14 protein-coding genes are annotated in these 17,138 nt (G+C 60.1%); 11 read left to right on the top strand and 3 right to left on the bottom strand.

Annotated elements, in window-relative coordinates:
• Window positions 1–2: 2 nt before the first annotated feature.
• The 5 genes from purH to AC2FJB_RS14555 all read left to right on the top strand — a co-directional run bounded on the left by purH (window position 3) and on the right by AC2FJB_RS14555 (window position 5,363).
• Window positions 3–1,592 carry a bifunctional phosphoribosylaminoimidazolecarboxamide formyltransferase/IMP cyclohydrolase gene (purH, locus tag AC2FJB_RS14535; protein ID WP_496718931.1) on the top strand — a complete coding sequence of 530 codons (1,590 nt, stop codon included), beginning with the start codon at window positions 3–5 and terminating at the stop codon, window positions 1,590–1,592.
• Complete coding sequence (gene lspA / locus AC2FJB_RS14540) at window positions 1,592–2,068, top strand: signal peptidase II (RefSeq protein WP_117871840.1); 477 nt, start codon at window positions 1,592–1,594, stop codon at window positions 2,066–2,068. The genes purH and lspA overlap by 1 nt, the downstream gene beginning before the upstream one ends.
• Window positions 2,069–2,118: 50 nt before the next feature.
• Window positions 2,119–2,634: a DUF3035 domain-containing protein gene (locus AC2FJB_RS14545; RefSeq protein WP_117871842.1), complete on the top strand. Its 516-nt coding sequence runs from the start codon at window positions 2,119–2,121 to the stop codon at window positions 2,632–2,634.
• Window positions 2,635–2,715: 81 nt separating this feature from the next.
• Entirely contained in the window at window positions 2,716–4,056 is a 1,341-nt protein-coding gene (locus AC2FJB_RS14550; protein WP_496674671.1) for a M16 family metallopeptidase, read from the top strand.
• On the top strand, window positions 4,053–5,363 hold the full coding sequence (locus AC2FJB_RS14555; RefSeq protein WP_496718933.1) for a M16 family metallopeptidase: 1,311 nt from the start codon (window positions 4,053–4,055) through the stop codon (window positions 5,361–5,363). Before AC2FJB_RS14550 ends, AC2FJB_RS14555 begins: the two co-directional genes overlap by 4 nt.
• Before the next feature lie 22 nt (window positions 5,364–5,385).
• Here the strand turns inward: AC2FJB_RS14555 and AC2FJB_RS14560 are convergent, their stop codons facing one another.
• From AC2FJB_RS14560 to deoC, 3 genes are all read right to left on the bottom strand, one after another.
• On the bottom strand, window positions 5,386–6,195 hold the full coding sequence (locus AC2FJB_RS14560) for an SDR family oxidoreductase (protein ID WP_117871847.1): 810 nt from the start codon (window positions 6,193–6,195) through the stop codon (window positions 5,386–5,388).
• Window positions 6,196–6,219: 24 nt separating this feature from the next.
• Window positions 6,220–8,553: an aldehyde dehydrogenase family protein gene (locus tag AC2FJB_RS14565; RefSeq protein ID WP_496718935.1), complete on the bottom strand. Its 2,334-nt coding sequence runs from the start codon at window positions 8,551–8,553 to the stop codon at window positions 6,220–6,222.
• 74 nt (window positions 8,554–8,627) lie between these two features.
• Window positions 8,628–9,626 (bottom strand): deoxyribose-phosphate aldolase, encoded by a 999-nt coding sequence (gene deoC / locus AC2FJB_RS14570; RefSeq protein WP_496718936.1) that lies wholly within the window; start codon window positions 9,624–9,626, stop codon window positions 8,628–8,630.
• Window positions 9,627–9,825: 199 nt separating this feature from the next.
• Here deoC and AC2FJB_RS14575 point away from each other — a divergent pair, with 199 nt between their 5' ends.
• From AC2FJB_RS14575 to AC2FJB_RS14600, 6 genes are all read left to right on the top strand, one after another.
• Window positions 9,826–10,779 (top strand): metal ABC transporter solute-binding protein, Zn/Mn family, encoded by a 954-nt coding sequence (locus AC2FJB_RS14575; protein WP_496718938.1) that lies wholly within the window; start codon window positions 9,826–9,828, stop codon window positions 10,777–10,779.
• A 3-nt stretch (window positions 10,780–10,782) separates the two neighbouring features.
• Window positions 10,783–11,586, top strand: a complete 804-nt coding sequence (locus AC2FJB_RS14580; RefSeq protein ID WP_299899468.1) for a metal ABC transporter ATP-binding protein — start codon at window positions 10,783–10,785, stop codon at window positions 11,584–11,586.
• Window positions 11,587–11,589: 3 nt separating this feature from the next.
• On the top strand, window positions 11,590–12,795 hold the full coding sequence (locus AC2FJB_RS14585) for a metal ABC transporter permease (RefSeq protein ID WP_496718940.1): 1,206 nt from the start codon (window positions 11,590–11,592) through the stop codon (window positions 12,793–12,795).
• Complete coding sequence (locus AC2FJB_RS14590; protein WP_496718941.1) at window positions 12,792–13,721, top strand: metal ABC transporter permease; 930 nt, start codon at window positions 12,792–12,794, stop codon at window positions 13,719–13,721. Before AC2FJB_RS14585 ends, AC2FJB_RS14590 begins: the two co-directional genes overlap by 4 nt.
• Window positions 13,722–13,983: 262 nt before the next feature.
• Window positions 13,984–15,849 carry a DNA mismatch repair endonuclease MutL gene (mutL, locus tag AC2FJB_RS14595; protein WP_496718942.1) on the top strand — a complete coding sequence of 622 codons (1,866 nt, stop codon included), beginning with the start codon at window positions 13,984–13,986 and terminating at the stop codon, window positions 15,847–15,849.
• 57 nt (window positions 15,850–15,906) lie between these two features.
• A complete protein-coding gene (locus AC2FJB_RS14600) occupies window positions 15,907–17,136 on the top strand; it encodes a DNA recombination protein RmuC (RefSeq protein WP_117871864.1) in 1,230 nt (409 codons plus the stop codon).
• The last annotated feature ends 2 nt before the right edge of the window (window positions 17,137–17,138 follow it).

Consider the following 17,138-nt stretch of genomic DNA (forward strand, 5'->3'; position numbering starts at 1 on the left):
CCATGAACGATCTTCACCCCGTGCGCCGCGCGTTGCTTTCCGTATCCGACAAAACCGGGCTGATCGAGCTGGGCAAGGCGCTGGCCGAGCGCGGGGTCGAGCTGCTGTCGACCGGTGGCACGGCCAAGGCGCTGCGTGATGCAGGGCTCGCGGTGAAGGATGTCAGCGAGATCACTGGCTTCCCCGAGATGATGGATGGTCGGGTCAAGACCCTGCACCCGATGGTGCATGGCGGACTGCTGGCCCTGCGTGACAATGACACCCATGTTGCAGCCATGAACGAACACGGCATCGGTGCAATCGATCTGTTGGTTGTGAACCTTTATCCGTTTGAAGCAACTGTGGCCAAAGGCGCAGGTTACGATGAGTGCGTCGAGAATATCGACATCGGTGGCCCGGCGATGATTCGCGCAGCGGCCAAGAACCATGCGTTTGTGAACGTGGTCGTGGACGTTGAGGATTACGACAAACTGCTGGACGATATGGATCAGCACGACGGCGCGACATGTCCGAAATTCCGCCGCAAGCTGGCGCAGAAGGCCTATTCCCGAACCGCCGCCTATGACACCGCAGTGTCCAACTGGCTGGCCGACGCGCTGGAGCTTGAGGCCCCCAAGCGTCGCGCGTTTGCCGGTGAATTGAAACAGACCTTGCGCTATGGCGAGAACAGCCATCAGCAAGCCGCGTTCTACACCGACGGCACCAATCGGCCCGGTGTGGCCACCGCTGTTCAGCATCAGGGCAAGGAACTCAGCTACAACAATATCAACGACACCGACGCGGCCTTTGAACTGGTTGCCGAGTTTGACCCCGAGCAGGGTGCCGCCTGCGCCATCATCAAGCACGCCAACCCAAGTGGCGTGGCCAAGGGTGCAACCCTGCTTGAGGCCTACAAGGCCGCCTTCGACTGCGATCGCACCTCTGCCTTCGGCGGGATCGTGGCGTTGAATCAACCGTTGGACGCCGAGACCGCGCAGGAGATCACCGGGATTTTCACCGAGGTCGTGATCGCTCCGGGCGCATCGGATGAGGCCAAGGCCATCTTTGCCGCCAAGAAAAACCTGCGCCTCTTGACGACCGAAGCTCTGCCGGATGTGACCGCCGGTGGGAAAACCGTGCGTCAAGTGGCCGGTGGGTTGCTGGTGCAGGACAAGGACAACGGCTTTGTCGGCATGGATGATCTGAAAGTTGTGACCAAGAAGGCCCCGACCGACGAACAGATGCGTGACCTTTTGTTTGCCTGGAAAGTGGCAAAACACGTCAAGTCCAACGCTATCGTCTATGTCAAAGACGGCGCCACCGTGGGCGTCGGCGCGGGCCAGATGAGCCGTGTGGACTCGGCCCTGATCGCCGCCAAGAAAGCCGAACGTATGGCCGACGTGCTGGGCTTGGCCCAACCGCTGACCATCGGCTCGGCCGTTGCGTCGGACGCATTTTTTCCCTTCCCTGACGGCCTGATGGAAGCGGCCGAGGCAGGCGCAACCTGTGTGATCCAGCCCGGTGGGTCCATGCGTGACGATGAAGTCATCGCCGCCGCGGATGAGGCCGGCCTTGCCATGGTCTTTACCGGCATGCGCCATTTCCGTCACTGATGCGGTCACGCCTGCTTCTCTGGGCGGCCCTGGCCGCCTTTGCGATCGACCAGATCAGCAAATACCTGGTCGTTCATGCCATGCGCGTGGCCGAACAGCCCGGTGGTATTGATGTTTTGCCACCGCTGCTGGTGTTCAAATACGGCGAGAACCGGGGCATCAATTTCGGCCTGTTCCAAGGGAACTCGGAGGCCGCGCGCTGGATTCTGATCGGAGTTTCCGTGGCGATCTGTGTTGGCGTGCTTGTCTGGCTCAGCCGTGCAGCCCCCTCAAGACTGATGCTGTTTTGTGGTGGTTTGTTGGTCGGCGGTGCGCTTGCGAATGTGGTGGACCGGGTCCTTTACGGATATGTACTGGATTTCCTGAACATGTCTTGTTGCGGCATCAACAACCCGTTTGTGTTCAACCTAGCAGATGTGTTCATATTTGCGGGTGCCATCGGGCTGGTGCTGTTTGACGGCAAAAAGGCCTCGTGACGCGCGGAATGATATGCGATAAAAGCCCCTGAAACAGGCTGGAGACACCAATGCGGATGCCGCGCGCCCTATTTGTTTTGACTGTTGCTGCTGCGGTTGCGGCGTGTTCGAATCCTGGTCTTCGGGATCTGGCGCCTCCGGGTCCGGGTCCGGATGAGTTTTCTGTGTTGCCTGTAAAACCACTGACTCAGCCTCAGGATTATGCCTTCTTGCCTGCGCCTACTCCGGGTGGCGCAAACCTGACTGATCCGAACCCCAATGCCGATGCTGTGGCTGCACTGGGCGGCAATGCCGCTGCACTAAACCCGAATACGGCTGTGCCATCCTCGGATGCAGCGCTTGTCACGGCGTCCAGCCGCTATGGTGTTTCCCCCGATGCGCGGCAGGTGGTCGAGGCTGATGACGCCGCGTTCCGCAAACGCCGGGGGCGCTGGACCGGTCTGCGCCTGTTCCCGGTCGACCGCTATAGTCAGGTTTACGAAAAACAATCGATCGATCCGTTCGCGGAAACAGAAGCTGCCCGTCGGGCCGGGATCGAAACCCCATCTTCGCCGCCGGGTGAATAATTCTTAACTTTCCGTCATCGGGCTTGAACCCGGGCCGCGTCACCGTAGTTTGAATACCAGAAACGAAACGGAGGATGCCCTATGGTTCGGGCCCTGGCCTTGTCGGCTGCCCTGATCGCTGCCACCCCGGTTTTTGCCGAGGACGGGAAAGAAGCGGTCACCACATTCACATTGGACAACGGAATGGATGTCGTTGTGGTCGAAGACCGCCGCGCACCAGTCGTACAACACATGGTCTGGTACCGTGCCGGATCCGCAGATGAGCCGATCGGATCGTCAGGTGTGGCGCATTTTCTGGAACACCTTCTGTTCAAAGGCACCGACACGCTGGCCCCGGGTGAGTTTTCGGCCACCGTGGCGGCCAATGGCGGCAACGACAACGCCTTTACCTCGTATGACTACACCGCATATTTTCAGCGTGTCGCTGCCGACAGGCTTGAGCTGATGATGCGGATGGAATCCGATCGGATGCGAAACCTTCGGCTGAATGAAGAGGATATTCTGACCGAACGGGACGTAATTCTTGAGGAACGCAACCAGCGCACCGAAAACAATCCGCGCGCCCTGTTCGGCGAGCAGATGAGTGCGGCTCAGTATCTTAACCACCGCTACGGCGTGCCGATCATCGGCTGGATGCACGAGATGGAGGATCTGGACATGGAGGACGCGCTATCGTTCTACCAGACCCATTATGCACCCAATAACGCCATTCTGGTGGTCACGGGCGATGTAGATCCCGACGAAGTCCGCGCGCTTGCCGATCAGTACTACGGTGTGATTCCCGCCAACCCGGACCTGCCCGAGCGGGTGCGGTCACAGGAACCGCCGCAAACGGCCGAGCGCCGTCTGACCTTCAAGGACCCGCGCGTGGCCCAGCCTTACGTTCAGCGCAGCTATCTGGCACCGGAACGCGATCCGGGCGAACAGGAAAAAGCAGCGGCTCTGTTCTTGCTGGCCGAATTGCTGGGTGGAAGCACCACCTCTTATCTGAACGAAAAGTTGCAGTTTGATCAGCAGAAGGTCGTTTATGCCGGGGCGTTCTATCGTGGTGTTTCGCTGGATGACACGACATTTGATCTTATTGTCGTTCCGGCCGAAGGTGTATCCCTGCAAGAAGCCGAAGACGAAATGGATCAGGCCGTGGCTGATTTCATTGCCGAAGGTGTGAACGAAGACGATCTTGGCCGCATCAAGATGCAGTTGCGCGCGGCCCAGACCTATGCGCGCGACAATGTGGACGGCATCGGCAACCGCTATGGCCGGGCCCTGACCAGCGGTCTGACGGTCGAAGATGTGCAGGCCTGGCCCGAGATCCTTCAGGCCGTGACCGGGGATGAGATCATCGCCGCAGCCCGCGAAGTTCTGCAACCCGAGGCGTCGGTCACCGGCTGGCTGATGCGCGATGACGAGGTGACGCAATGAAACGGTTTATTGCAACGCTGATTGCCTGTCTGGTCGCCCTGCCGGCTTTGGCCGAGATCGAGATAGAAGAAGTGACCTCGCCTGGTGGCATCAAAGCCTGGCTGGTCGAGGATCATTCCATCCCATTTGCCGCGCTGGAACTGCGATTCCGTGGTGGCACATCGTTGGATGACCCTGACAAACGCGGCGCGGTCTACCTTATGAGCGGGCTGATCGAAGAAGGTGCGAGCGACATGGATGCGCGGACCTATGCCCGTGAGCTGGAGGCTCTGGCCGCCTCATTCCGATACAATGCCGGCGACGATTCAGTTTCGATTTCCGCGCGTTTTCTGTCCGAAAACCGGGATGAAGTGGTTGATTTGCTGCGCACAACGATCCACGAGCCGCGTTTTGATAAGGATGCGGTTGACCGGGTGCGCGCACAGATTTTGTCGGGCCTGCGCTCGGACCAGACTGACCCGAACGAAATCGCGGGGCGCAATTTTGCGCAGATGGCCTATGGAGATCACCCCTACGGATCCGAAGGTAAAGGCACCATTGAAAGCGTCTCGGCCCTGACGCGTGACGACGTGGTCGCGGCTTATGAAGGAGTCTTTGCCAAGGATCGCCTGTACGTGGCGGCCGTCGGCGATATCACGGCAGAGGAACTGGGTATCCTGCTTGATACCCTGCTCGGCGACTTGTCGGACACCGGAAAGCCCATCCCCGGCAAGGCTGATGTCAACATTTCCGGCGGCGTCAGTGTTGTCGAATTCGACACGCCTCAGTCCGTGGCCTTGTTTGGTCAAGCAGGGATTGATCGGGACGATCCGGATTTCTTTGCAGCCTTCGTTCTGAACCACATTCTTGGCGGTGGCGGGTTTGAAAGCCGACTGATGCAGGAGGTGCGCGAAAAGCGCGGCCTTACCTATGGGGTCGGGACTTATCTGGTGCCCAAGGATCTGGCCTCGGTCTACCTTGGATCCGTGTCCTCTGCCAATGACCGTATCGCCGAAGCCATCGACGTAATTCGCGATGAATGGGCGCGCGCGGCCACTGAGGGTGTGACGCAAGAGGAACTTGATGACGCCAAGACCTATCTGACCGGCGCCTATCCGCTGCGGTTTGACGGCAACGGACAGATTGCCGGGATCATGGTTGGGATGCAGATGGAAGGTCTGCCGATCGACTATATCGCCACCCGGAATGACAAGGTGAACGCGGTGACACTGGAAGATGTAAACCGGGTCGCCGCCGAACTGCTCGACCCGGATGGTTTGCACTTTGTTGTCGTTGGCAAGCCGGTTGGCATGGAAACAACGAACTGAACCTGTGGGGGTAAGCTGCGGCTTACCCCTTTTTCATGCTCCGCAGCATCTGCCCCATCATCTGGCCAAACTTGCCTGAGCCACGCTGATACAGCGCCCCGTCAACAGCCAGAACCGTACCACTGATGTAACTCGCCATTTCCGAGCTGAGGAACAGGCAAGCGTTGGCCACGTCCTGCGGCTGGCCCCAACGGCCCAGCGGCACGTCGCGGCGCAAGGCCTCACCAGCATCGGGAGTCGGGGCAAGGCGCTTGGCGCCTTCCGTGCCTTCGATGAAGCCCGGCACGACCGAGTTCACGCGAATGCCCTCCACACCCCATTCCATCGAGAGTGTGCGTGTAATCTGGTCGACACCTGCCTTGGCGGCGCAGACATGTGCCTGACCCTCATAGGGTAGATAGGATTGCGGGGCCGAGATGTTGATGATGCTTGCACCCGGGCGCTTAAGGTATGGATATGCCCCCTTCATGACGTGGATCGTGCCCATCAGGTCGATATCGATCACTGTCTTGAACGCGTTGACTGACATTTCAGCAGCCAATGCCGGAAAATTGCCCGCCGCACCCGAGATCAGCACATCGAAATCACCAAATGCGTCGTGGAACTGCTTGAGACCCGCCGCCACCGCATCAGGGTCACGCACATCGAACGCCGCCCCGATCGCATCCTGTGCACCAGCGGCTTTCAGCGCGGCAACGGTGTCATCGACCTTTTCCTGCGACCGGCTGGCAACGGCCAGTTTGGCACCTGCGGCCGCGAAAGCCTCGGCAATGCCGCGGTTGATACCGCTGGTTCCGCCGATGACGATGACGGTTTTTCCTGAAAAATCCATATAGGCCTCCCTAGGCAGGGAGCCCTACTCGCCGTAGGGCACCCAGATGTTCTTCACTTCGGTCGAAGCCTGAAGGAAGCGGCGGGAATGGTCCATGGCCCAATCAAATGCCGTCGCGTTATTGACCCATGTCCGTTTCAGGTTCCCGGCAGAGACGACCTCGATCTCCTTCGACAGGTCGGTGGACGAGAACGACCAGACCGCATCCACATTCAGGTGCGAGGCCAGCGGTTTCGCCAGCTCTGCATGGCTGCCGGTCAGGATGTTGACCACACCCGCAGGCACGTCAGAGGTCTCGAGGATCTGGTAGAAGTCCGTCGCGGCCAGAGGGTATGGCTCGGACGTCACCAGAACTGTCCGGTTGCCCATCGCAATCGCAGGCGCCATGGCCGAGACCAGACCCAGCAGCGGCGCCTCGTCCGCACAGAGCGCACCGATCACGCCCACAGGTGCCTTCATCGCAATCGCCACGCCCCGGATCGGAACGCCATGCACCTGACCGTCATACTTGTCGGCCCAGGCGGCGGCGATGAACAGGCGCTGGATCGCGGCGTCGACCTCTTTCGCGCCGTCCTTGCGGCCGGTCATCGCGTCGATGCGCCCGACGAATTCATCCGCGCGGGCCGAGAGGTTCTCGCCGATATAGTACAGGATCTGCGCCCGAAGATGGCCGGTGGTCTTGGACCAGGCCTTGGCCCCCGCCGCGGCCTCTACCGCGTTTCGGACGTCCTTTCGGTTGGCAAGGCCCACGTGGCCCAGCAGCCCCGCCTTACCCCAGACCGGCTTCGAATAGCCGCTGTCAGGCCGCGCCTGCTTGCCTCCGACATACATCTTGGCCGTGCGGTCGATCGGATCTACCGGCGCACCTTCGCCGGTGACTGCTTCGACCTTCGCCAGCGGTTTTGCCTTGCCTTTGGGCTTGGTGTACGCGGCCAGTCCTTCCCAGCCTCCTTCTCGACCAAAGCCGCTTTCGCGTACACCGCCAAACCCGGCGGCTGCGTCGAACAGGTTGGTGGCGTTTACCCAAACCACGCCCGCGACCAGCTTGGGAGCGATGTCCAGCGCAAGGTTCACGTTCTCGGTCCAGACCGTCGCGGCCAGCCCGTAACGGGTGTTGTTGGCCAGTTCGACTGCCTCTTCTGGGGTGCGGAAGGTGGAAGAGACCAGAACCGGGCCAAAGATCTCCTCCTGCATCAGAGGGTCCGAGGTCTCCAGGCCCGAGATCAAAGTCGGCGGATAGTAACACCCGTTCGCAGGTAAATCACACGCGGTCTGGTGAACGTGACCAGCAGTGTTGCTTTCGACCATGCCTTTGATGGTCTGCAACTGAACCGGGTCGACCACGGCGCCCACGTCGATGCATTTGTCCAGAGGATTGCCGACACGCAGCTTGTCCATCCGGGCACGCAGCTTGTCATGGAAACGGTCGGCGATGCCTTCCTGCACCAGCAGGCGCGAGCCCGCACAGCAGACCTGACCCTGATTGAACCAGATCGCATCGACCAGACCTTCGATGGCTGAATCAATATCGGCGTCGTCAAAGACGATATAGGGCGACTTGCCGCCCAGCTCGAGCGTCAGGGACTTGCCGGAACCGGCGGTGGCCTCGCGGATGCGGCGGCCCACTTCGGTCGAACCGGTAAAGGCGATCTTGTCCACGTCCGCGTTCACGATCATCTCGCCCACTGCGCCGTCGCCTGTCACGATGTTGACCACGCCCTTGGGCAGACCGGCCTGCTGGCAGATATCGGCAAACAGCAGCGCGGTCAGCGAAGTGTATTCCGCAGGTTTCAGAACAACCGTATTGCCCATCGCCAGTGCAGGCGCGATCTTCCACGCCAGCATCAGCAATGGAAAGTTCCACGGGATGATCTGGCCGCACACACCCAGTGCCTCAGCGTCGGGCAGCTCGCTTTCCATCAGCTGGGCCATGCCCGCATGAAAATAGAAATGCCGCTGCGCCAGAGGGATGTCGATGTCACGCGATTCACGGATCGGCTTGCCGTTGTCGAGGCTTTCCAGCACGGCAAACAGGCGCGAATGCTTCTGCAACAGGCGCGCGATGGCGTAGAGGTATCGCGCACGGCCCGCGCCACCCAGTTTTTCCCACTTGGGTTGCGCTTTGCGCGCGGCGGTCACGGCAGCGTCCACGTCTGCCTGTTTCGCTTGCGTCAGCTTGGCCAGAACCTCTCCGGTCGCCGGGTTGCGGCTTTCGAACCCCTTGCCGGGTTTGGTGAAGGTACCATCGATATAGTGTCCAAACTTGTCGCCCTGATCGACCAGCCAGGCCAACGCCTCGGCAGCGCTTTCGGGGGCGGGTCCGTATTCCATGGTTTCGAAAATCTCTTTGACTGTCATAGTTCTTGTCCTTTTCCGGGGCTTCGCCCGTTCAGCGCTGAAATCGTTCCACCGGAACGAGTTCCGGGCGCGCCTCACCCCATGGAGTGACGGTAACCGGCGGAGTAAGCGCCTGTCACATAGTGTTCCAACTGCCGCTCGATATCGCCCAACAGCGACGAGGCGCCAAAGCGGAACAGGTCGGGTTGCAGCCAGCGGTCGCCAAGCTCGTCCTTGATCAGCGACAGGTAGACCAGCGCGTCCTTGGCCTTGGAAATCCCGCCCGCAGGCTTGTAGCCCACGCGATAGCCGGTGCGGTCGTAATAGTCACGGATCGCCCGGATCATCACCAGCGACACCGGCAGGGTGGCGTTGACGCTTTCCTTGCCGGTCGAAGTCTTGATGAAATCCGCCCCCGCCATCATGCAGACCAGCGAGGCGCGCGCGACATTACGCAGGCTGCCCAGTTCGCCGGTGGCGAGGATGGCTTTGACATGCGCATTACCGCAGGCCACACGGAAGGCCTTCATCTCATCGTACAACGCCTGCCAGTCGCCCGACAGCACATGCCGACGCGAGATCACGATATCGATTTCCTCGGCCCCGGCTTTCACGCTCTCTTCAATCTCGGCCACGCGCAGGTGGAAGGGGGACAGGCCCGCCGGAAAGCCGGTCGAAACGGCTGCGACAGGAATTCCGGTGCCTGCCAGGGCATCCACGGCGGGTTCGATCATGTCGTGATAGACACAGACCGCCCCGGTGGTGATCGGTGGCATATCCAGCGCTTGCAGCACTGAAGGGGCAACAGGTTGCCGTGCCTTGGCACACAGGCGGCGCACGCGACCCACGGTATCATCGCCTGACAAGGTGGTCAGGTCGATCATCGTGATCGCCTTCAGCAGCCAGGCTACCTGATATTCCTTTTTGACCGACCGGCGGCCCGGCAGGGTCGCGGCGCGGCGCTCGATAGCCGAGGTATTGGCCTGAACGGCGCGCACCCAGTCCAGATCCAGATCCATGCCAGGGTTCCGGGATTCGGTCACTTGCGGCAGATGCGCGGTGCGCACGGGGCTTTCTGAGCTCTGCGTATCCATTGTCACGTCCTTTGGGAGGTTTGCGACAAAATCGCACGGGAGACCAGGGAATGGAAGATGTAGACGGGCAATGATTGGAAAAATTTTGACCAAATGGACAAAAACAATGACTTTCTTGCGAATAATTCGCATTAGCGTTGACTTACTTGCGAATGGTTCTCATATTCAGTTCAACAGGAAGCAAAAGCTGAGGTCGAAGATGATTCGCCGGAATTTTCTTGCAGTATTGGCGCTGGCCGTATCCCTGCCAGTCACAGCCTGGGCCGATGCACCCCTCAAGGTGGTGGCCACGACGGGCATGATTGCCGACGCGGCACGTCAGGTCGGCGGTGATCAGGTTGACGTCAGGGGATTGATGGGTCCCGGCGTCGACCCGCATGCCTATCGCCAGACCCGCAGCGATATCGTGGCGATGACGCGTGCGGATCTGATCCTGTGGCATGGCCTGTACCTCGAAGCACAGATGGAAGATTTCTTCCATGACCTTGATCGCAAGCGAACCGTGGTTGCAGTTGCCGAAGGAATCGATAAGTCGAAGCTGCGCGCGCATGACGATTATGCGGACAAATATGATCCGCATGTTTGGATGACGCCCGAGTTGTGGCGGGACGTAGTGCTTGAAGTGCAAGCAGCCCTCACCGAGGTACGTCCTGAAGCGGCCGAGGTTTTTGCGGCGAACGCGCAGGCACACCTGGCAGATATCGATCGTCTGACAGCCTATGCGGACAAAGCTCTGGCGTCTGTTCCGGACAACAACAAGGTTCTTGTCACCGCCCATGATGCCTTTGGGTATTTCGGTGAAAGCTTCGGGTTCGAGGTTCTGGGAATTCAGGGCATCTCAACCCAGTCCGAGGCTGGCCTGAACCGGATTGGTGAACTGGTCGATCTGCTGGTTGACCGGAAGATCACGGCTGTTTTCGTCGAAAGCTCGGTCTCGGATCGTTCAATCCGCGCGCTGATCGAGGGCGCGGCTGCCAAGGGACATGAGGTGCACGTGGGGGGCGAACTGTTCTCGGACGCCATGGGTGAAGAAGGAACCTATGAAGGCACTTATGTTGGAATGCTGGATCACAACATTACGGTCATTGCCAGTGCTTTGGGTGGTGATGTGCCGGATCGTGGAATGGACGGAAAACTGTCGGCGGGGTTTTGATCGATGCTGGATCTGATTAGCGACGAAGGTATGACCGTTGACGACAACGGGTTGGTCGACAGCCCCCTTGCCCTGCGCGGCCTGACGGTCTCGTACGGGCAGAAACCTGCGGTGTTTTCAGTCGACATGACCGTACGGCCCGGGGCGATGACCGCGATCATCGGACCGAACGGAGCCGGGAAGTCCACATTGCTCAAGGCGGCGCTTGGCATCGTTTCCCCCCTGTCAGGTCAGGTGACCGTGTTTGGCCAGCCATTGGACACGCAGCGCGCACGCATTGCCTATGTACCTCAGCGCGCCAGCGTGGATTGGGATTTTCCAACGCGCGTCATCGACGTGGTTCTGATGGGCCTGTCGCGCGAACTTGGCTTGCTGGGCCGTGTGCGTGCCCGCCACAAGGCGTGCGCGATGGATTGTTTGCACCGTGTTGGAATGCGGGATTTCGCGGATCGCCAGATCGGGCAGTTGTCCGGCGGGCAGCAACAACGCGTGTTTCTGGCGCGTGCGCTGGCACAGGGCGCTGATCTGTACCTTCTGGACGAACCTTTCGCAGGCGTGGATGCGGCTACCGAGAAAGCTATTATCTCGGTGCTGAAATCCCTGAAAGAGTCGGGCAAGACGGTTGTCGTGGTGCATCACGACCTGGCGACCGTGACCGACTATTTCGACCACGTCTTCCTGATCAATACACGTAAGGTGGCCGAGGGACCGGTGGCCGAGTCCTTCACGGCGGAAACATTGCAATCAGCATATGGCGGTCGACTGGCAACCGCGCAGATCGATCAGATATCGCGCGCGCTGGGGTAACGCATGCTTTGGGATGCTCTGACTCTTCAACTTGGTTACAACGCCACGCTGGTTGCCATCGGTGCAACCTTGCTGGGTGTTTCAGCTGGTGTGACGGGGACGTTTCTGTTCTTGCGCAAGCGCGCTTTGGTCAGTGATGCAATCAGCCACGCGACCCTGCCAGGCGTCTGTCTGGCTTTCATGGTGTTGGTCGCGCTGGGAGGGGACGGGCGCAACCTGCTGGGCCTGTTGACAGGATCGGCCATCTCGGCCTGGATCGGCCTTCTCTGCATGAACTGGCTGACGCGTCACACGCGTTTGGCCGAGGACGCCGCCATCGGAGCGGTCCTGTCGGTTTTCTTCGGCTTTGGCATCGTGTTGCTGACTGTCATACAGACGATGGGCGTAGGCCGTCAGGCCGGATTGGAAGGCTTCCTGCTAGGGTCCACTGCCGGGATGCTCTGGGCTGATGCAATGATCATTGCAATCGGGGGGGCGGCGACGCTGCTGATGGTCATGATCATTCGTCGCCCAATGATTCTTGTCGCCTTCGATCCCGAGTTTGCTGCGGCCCGCGGGTTGCCGGTGCACAGAATTGATCTGGCCATGATGGGTTTGGTCATGGCTGTTACAGTGGTTGGCCTTAAAATCGTGGGTCTGATTTTGATCGTGGCTTTGCTGATCATTCCCGCTGTGACCGCGCGGTTCTGGTCCGAACGCTCGGACCATGTTGTTCTTCTTGCCGGAGTTGCTGGCGGGCTGGCCGGTTACATTGGCGCGGCCATTTCGGCCTCGGCGCCAAACCTGCCGACAGGGCCGATCATCGTTCTGGTCAGCTTTGCCTTCTTTGTCGTGTCTTTGTTTTTTGCACCGATACGTGGCGTTTTGGCTGCGGTGTTACGCCATCTGCGCTTCCAGCGTCGGGTGCATATTCGTCAGGGTCTTTTGGCCTTGGCGCAAGGGCAAAAGATTTACGAGCCCCTGACCCTGCGCTTGTTGCGCCGCGCTGGGCTGGTGCGCGCGGACGGCGTTGCGACCGACATCGGCAAAGCCCGCGCGGCCAAGGCGTTGCGGGACGAAAAGCGCTGGGAAATCGTGCGCGCAGATCAGGCACATGAGGCGGCAGCCGCGCTTTATGATGGGTTACGGGACATTGAAACCGTCCTGACCCGCGATCAGATCGCCGAGATAGACCGCCGCATCGGCGGGCCAATGGGGGTGCCGGTATGAGTGGTGAAGAATTCGTCCCCCTGTCTCTGACGCCGTTGTTGATTGGTACATTCGCGGCCATTGCCTGCGCATTACCTGGCAATTTTCTGGTGTTGCGCAAACAGGCATTGATCGGAGACGCGATCAGCCATGTGGTGCTGCCGGGAATTGTTGTGGCGTTTCTGATCACAGGGATGATATCGACCTGGCCGATGATGCTGGGCGCGGCAGGCGCTGCCGTTGTGGCCGTGGTGCTGATCGAAGCCATTCGCCGATTGGGTCAGATCGAACCCGGGGCCGCCATGGGCGTGGTCTTTACCACCATGTTCGCCGCGGGCGTCCTGTTGCTTGAGCAGACGGATACGTCGACGGTGCATCTGGATGTGGAACATGCGCTTTACGGCAATCTCGAAAGCCTGATCTGGCTGGACGCCACCGGATGGTCGTCCTTGCTGGACAAAGAGGCGCTGTCCGGGTTGCCCCCGGAATTACCCCGCATTGCGCTGACACTGGTCGGTGTATCTTTGTTCACATGGCTTTTCTGGCGGCCGCTGAAGATCTCTACCTTCGATGAAGGCTTTGCTCGGACCATTGGCATTCGCACCGGCGTTTTGGGCATGGCACTGGTCATCACCGCGGCAATTGCGGCGGTGGCGGCTTTTGACGCGGTGGGCTCGATCATCGTGATCGCCATGTTCATCTGCCCGCCCGCTGCGGCACGGATGTTGACCAACCGGCTGGAAGCGCAGATTGCCTGGAGCGTTGTGTTCGCCATTGCCGCGGCGGTGTCGGGCTATGTACTTGCAGGCTATGGCCCGCTGTGGCTGGGTGGTGCGGATGCCGTCAGCGCGTCGGGTATGATCGCCACGATGTCAGGCCTGATTCTCGCTGTGGCAGCGATGTTCGGCCCCTGCCGGGCTCGGATCGGCGCTCACATGTCTGTCTGATCGGGCATTTTCCCGCCACACTTGCCCATACGTCATCGGCCAAACTCTGCCCAGAAACTGAGCGGGAGAATCTTAAGCAGATTTTCCAACACGTGCATGATACATCCTGCCCCATTAATTAGCTGAAACACACCACTCACTTGGCACGTCCGGGTGATCCGGAATGAGGACTCGTTCGCGGACACCCGGACGCCCCCTCCCTTCAAAACGTACTGTTCAAACCGGTGGCAGAATCGTGCGCGATTATGCTAGGTCTAGGGGTATGGCCCAGGCAAACCCCAATATCGGCGAAAAACGCCCCGTGATTAAGCAGCTCGATGATGCCGCAATCAACCGCATCGCGGCTGGTGAGGTGGTGGAACGACCGGCCTCGGCGGTCAAGGAACTGGTCGAGAACGCAATCGATGCAAGGGCCACCCGGATTGCCATCGATGTTGCCGATGGTGGCAAGACCCTGATCCGTGTCACGGATGATGGGTGCGGTATCTCGGCGGAAGATCTTCCGCTGGCCTTGTCCCGCCATGCCACGTCAAAGACTGACGGGTCGGACCTGCTGAACATCCACACTTTCGGCTTTCGGGGCGAGGCTCTGCCGTCCTTGGGGGCCGTCGGGCGTCTGACCATAACCAGCCGCGTTCCCGGCGCGGATGCGGCGCAGGTGCACGTCGCGGGTGGCAAAATGGATGCGGTCAAACCCGCCGCACTGCGCACGGGGACTGTGGTCGAACTGCGCGATCTGTTCTACGCCACACCGGCCCGCCTGAAATTCATGCGCACCGACCGGGCCGAGGGGCAGGCAATCACCGACATAGTGAAACGGCTGGCCATGGCCGAACCTTCCGTGACATTTACCTTGCGAGATGTGTCCGGTGGCGGAGAGGGTCGCGTGACTTTTCGCGCGGATCGCGAGAACGGAGACCTGTTTGATGCGCTCCACGCCCGACTGGCCCGCGTGATCGGGCGCGAATTTGCAGAAAACTCCTTGCAGATTGATGCCACACGTGAAGGCATCCGTCTTTACGGCTACGCCGCCCTGCCGACCTATTCGCGGGGCGCTGCCGTGGCACAGTACCTTTTCGTCAACGGACGCCCCGTGCGCGACAAGATGCTGACCGGCGCGCTGCGGGCGGCTTATTTCGATTTCCTGAGCCGCGACCGCCACCCGGCTGCGGCTTTGTTCATCGACTGCGACCCCACGCTGGTTGACGTGAACGTCCACCCTGCCAAATCCGAGGTCCGGTTCCGAGATCCCGGTATTGCGCGGGGACTGATCGTTTCCAGCCTGCGCCATGCTTTGGCGGAAGCCGGGCACAGGGCATCCTCGACCGTCGCAAATGCGACGCTGGGCGCAATGCGGCCGGAACCGGCACAGCCGGCACCTGCGCGGGTTTATCAGATGGATCGCCCGTCGCCTGCCGCGCGCACGGCGGCGTTTCGTCCGCAGGCTCCGGGATTTGCCGAACTGGCCAACGACTACAGTGGCAGCATTGTCGAGCCGACTCCGATTGCACAGGTCGCCGAGATTCAGGAGCAGCCTCAGGCGAAGGATCTGCCGCTTGGTGCAGCCCGCGGACAGGTGCATGAGAATTACATCATTGCTCAGACCGCCGATGGCCTGGTGATCGTAGATCAACATGCTGCACATGAACGGCTGGTTTATGAAAAGCTGAAAACGCAGATGGCCGAGAATGGCGTCGCGGCGCAGGCCCTGCTGATTCCGGAAATCGTGGAATTGTCCGAAGGGGATTGCGCCCGCCTGATGGCCGTCGCAGATGATTTGACGCGCTTTGGCTTAACCATCGAACCCTTCGGTGGAAGCGCCATTGCCGTACGCGAAACCCCTGCCATTCTGGGCGAAGTCGATGCGCGGGCGATGATCCTCGATATCCTGGATGAACTCGCGGATCAGGGTGAAAGTCAGATGGTGCAGTCAAGGATCGAGGCGATCCTAAGCCGTGTGGCCTGCCATGGGTCGATCCGATCCGGTCGTCGGATGCGCGCCGAAGAAATGAATGCCCTGCTGCGCGAGATGGAGGCGACGCCGCATTCCGGCCAGTGCAACCATGGGCGACCAACATATGTGGAACTTAAACTCAGCGATATCGAACGCCTGTTTGGACGCAGTTGATCTGGTTTCAAACATGGCTTAACAAGATGGAAACAAAACGAGAACAAGTTGAATCCCATGATCCAAATTGCAGGCACTGAGATGGCGTTGAATGATCCCGTGTTACTGACCGTGGGTGGCGTGGTGGCATTGATTCTGCTGCTGCTGTTCCTGTCGTTGCGGGCGGCCAACCGCTCGGCCCGGATGGCGGAACCTCTGGCGCGGCAGATGGCGCATCTGGGTCAGCACGTCCAGCAACTGGGCCAGGGACAGGAACAGTTGCGCGGCGGCCTTCAGCATGTCTCGGACACTCAGGCCAACGCGCAGATGCAGGTGATTCAGACGGTCGAGGCGCGTTTGGCTTCGGTCCAGCAGCAGATGAATGACCGGCTGGCGGATAATGCGATGAAATCGGCGCGTGCGCTGGCCGAGATGCAGGAACGGATGAAAGAGACGTTGCATGGCTCGTCGAAACAGACGGCGACCTCGCTGACCCAATTGCAGGAACGTCTGGCCGCCATCGACAAGGCGCAGGACAATATAACCAAACTGTCGGGCGATGTGCTGTCTTTGCAGGATATCCTGTCGAACAAACAGAGGCGCGGGATGTTCGGGGAAATCCAGCTGAACGATATCGTGTCCAAGGCGCTGCCCGCTGACAGTTATTCGCTGCAAGCCACATTGTCGAACGGCAGGCGGGCGGATTGCCTGATTCACCTGCCGAACCCGCCGGGACCGATCGTGATCGACGCAAAATTCCCTTTGGAGGATTTCGAGGCGCTGGCCGCTGCGCAGACGAAGGTGGATGTCGATAGATGCCTGCGGGCATTCGGCGCAGCGGTGAAAGTGCATATCAATGCGATTTCCGAGAAGTACATCCTGGATGGGGAAACCGCGGACGGTGCTTTGATGTTCGTGCCGTCCGAAGCGATTTATGCCGAGCTGCACGCCCGTCTTCCCGACGTTGTGCGCGAGGGGTTCGCCGCGCGGGTCTGGATCGTGTCCCCGACCACGTGCATGGCCACGCTGAATACCATGCGGGCGATCCTGAAAGATGCGCGTATGCGCGAACAGGCCGGTGCAATACGCAAAGAGTTGGGGCTGCTGCATAAGGATGTGGACCGCCTGGGTGATCGCGTCTCGAACCTGGATCGTCATTTCGGGCAGGCGGCCAAGGATATCTCAGAGATCAAGATCAGCGCCGAAAAGGCAGGCCGCCGTGCGCAGCGTCTGGACAATTTCGATTTTGAAGAAATCGAGACGAAGGCCGAAACTGACGTTGTGCCCCTTGCGAGACACGAAGGTTGAAA

The organism is Ruegeria sp. CDSC085 (genome assembly GCF_059610465.1).

Excerpts from the sequence above, each read along its gene's own strand:
- AC2FJB_RS14590 (WP_496718941.1), top strand. The coding sequence starts at position 12,792 with ATGAGTGGTGAAGAATTCGTCCCCCTGTCTCTGACGCCGTTGTTGATT.
- deoC (WP_496718936.1), bottom strand. The coding sequence starts at position 9,626 with ATGGATACGCAGAGCTCAGAAAGCCCCGTGCGCACCGCGCATCTGCCG.
- AC2FJB_RS14580 (WP_299899468.1), top strand. The coding sequence starts at position 10,783 with ATGCTGGATCTGATTAGCGACGAAGGTATGACCGTTGACGACAACGGG.
- lspA (WP_117871840.1), top strand. The coding sequence starts at position 1,592 with ATGCGGTCACGCCTGCTTCTCTGGGCGGCCCTGGCCGCCTTTGCGATC.
- AC2FJB_RS14585 (WP_496718940.1), top strand. The coding sequence starts at position 11,590 with ATGCTTTGGGATGCTCTGACTCTTCAACTTGGTTACAACGCCACGCTG.
- AC2FJB_RS14565 (WP_496718935.1), bottom strand. The coding sequence starts at position 8,553 with ATGACAGTCAAAGAGATTTTCGAAACCATGGAATACGGACCCGCCCCC.
- mutL (WP_496718942.1), top strand. The coding sequence starts at position 13,984 with ATGGCCCAGGCAAACCCCAATATCGGCGAAAAACGCCCCGTGATTAAG.
- AC2FJB_RS14545 (WP_117871842.1), top strand. The coding sequence starts at position 2,119 with ATGCGGATGCCGCGCGCCCTATTTGTTTTGACTGTTGCTGCTGCGGTT.
- purH (WP_496718931.1), top strand. The coding sequence starts at position 3 with ATGAACGATCTTCACCCCGTGCGCCGCGCGTTGCTTTCCGTATCCGAC.
- AC2FJB_RS14550 (WP_496674671.1), top strand. The coding sequence starts at position 2,716 with ATGGTTCGGGCCCTGGCCTTGTCGGCTGCCCTGATCGCTGCCACCCCG.
- AC2FJB_RS14555 (WP_496718933.1), top strand. The coding sequence starts at position 4,053 with ATGAAACGGTTTATTGCAACGCTGATTGCCTGTCTGGTCGCCCTGCCG.
- AC2FJB_RS14575 (WP_496718938.1), top strand. The coding sequence starts at position 9,826 with ATGATTCGCCGGAATTTTCTTGCAGTATTGGCGCTGGCCGTATCCCTG.
- AC2FJB_RS14560 (WP_117871847.1), bottom strand. The coding sequence starts at position 6,195 with ATGGATTTTTCAGGAAAAACCGTCATCGTCATCGGCGGAACCAGCGGT.
- AC2FJB_RS14600 (WP_117871864.1), top strand. The coding sequence starts at position 15,907 with ATGATCCAAATTGCAGGCACTGAGATGGCGTTGAATGATCCCGTGTTA.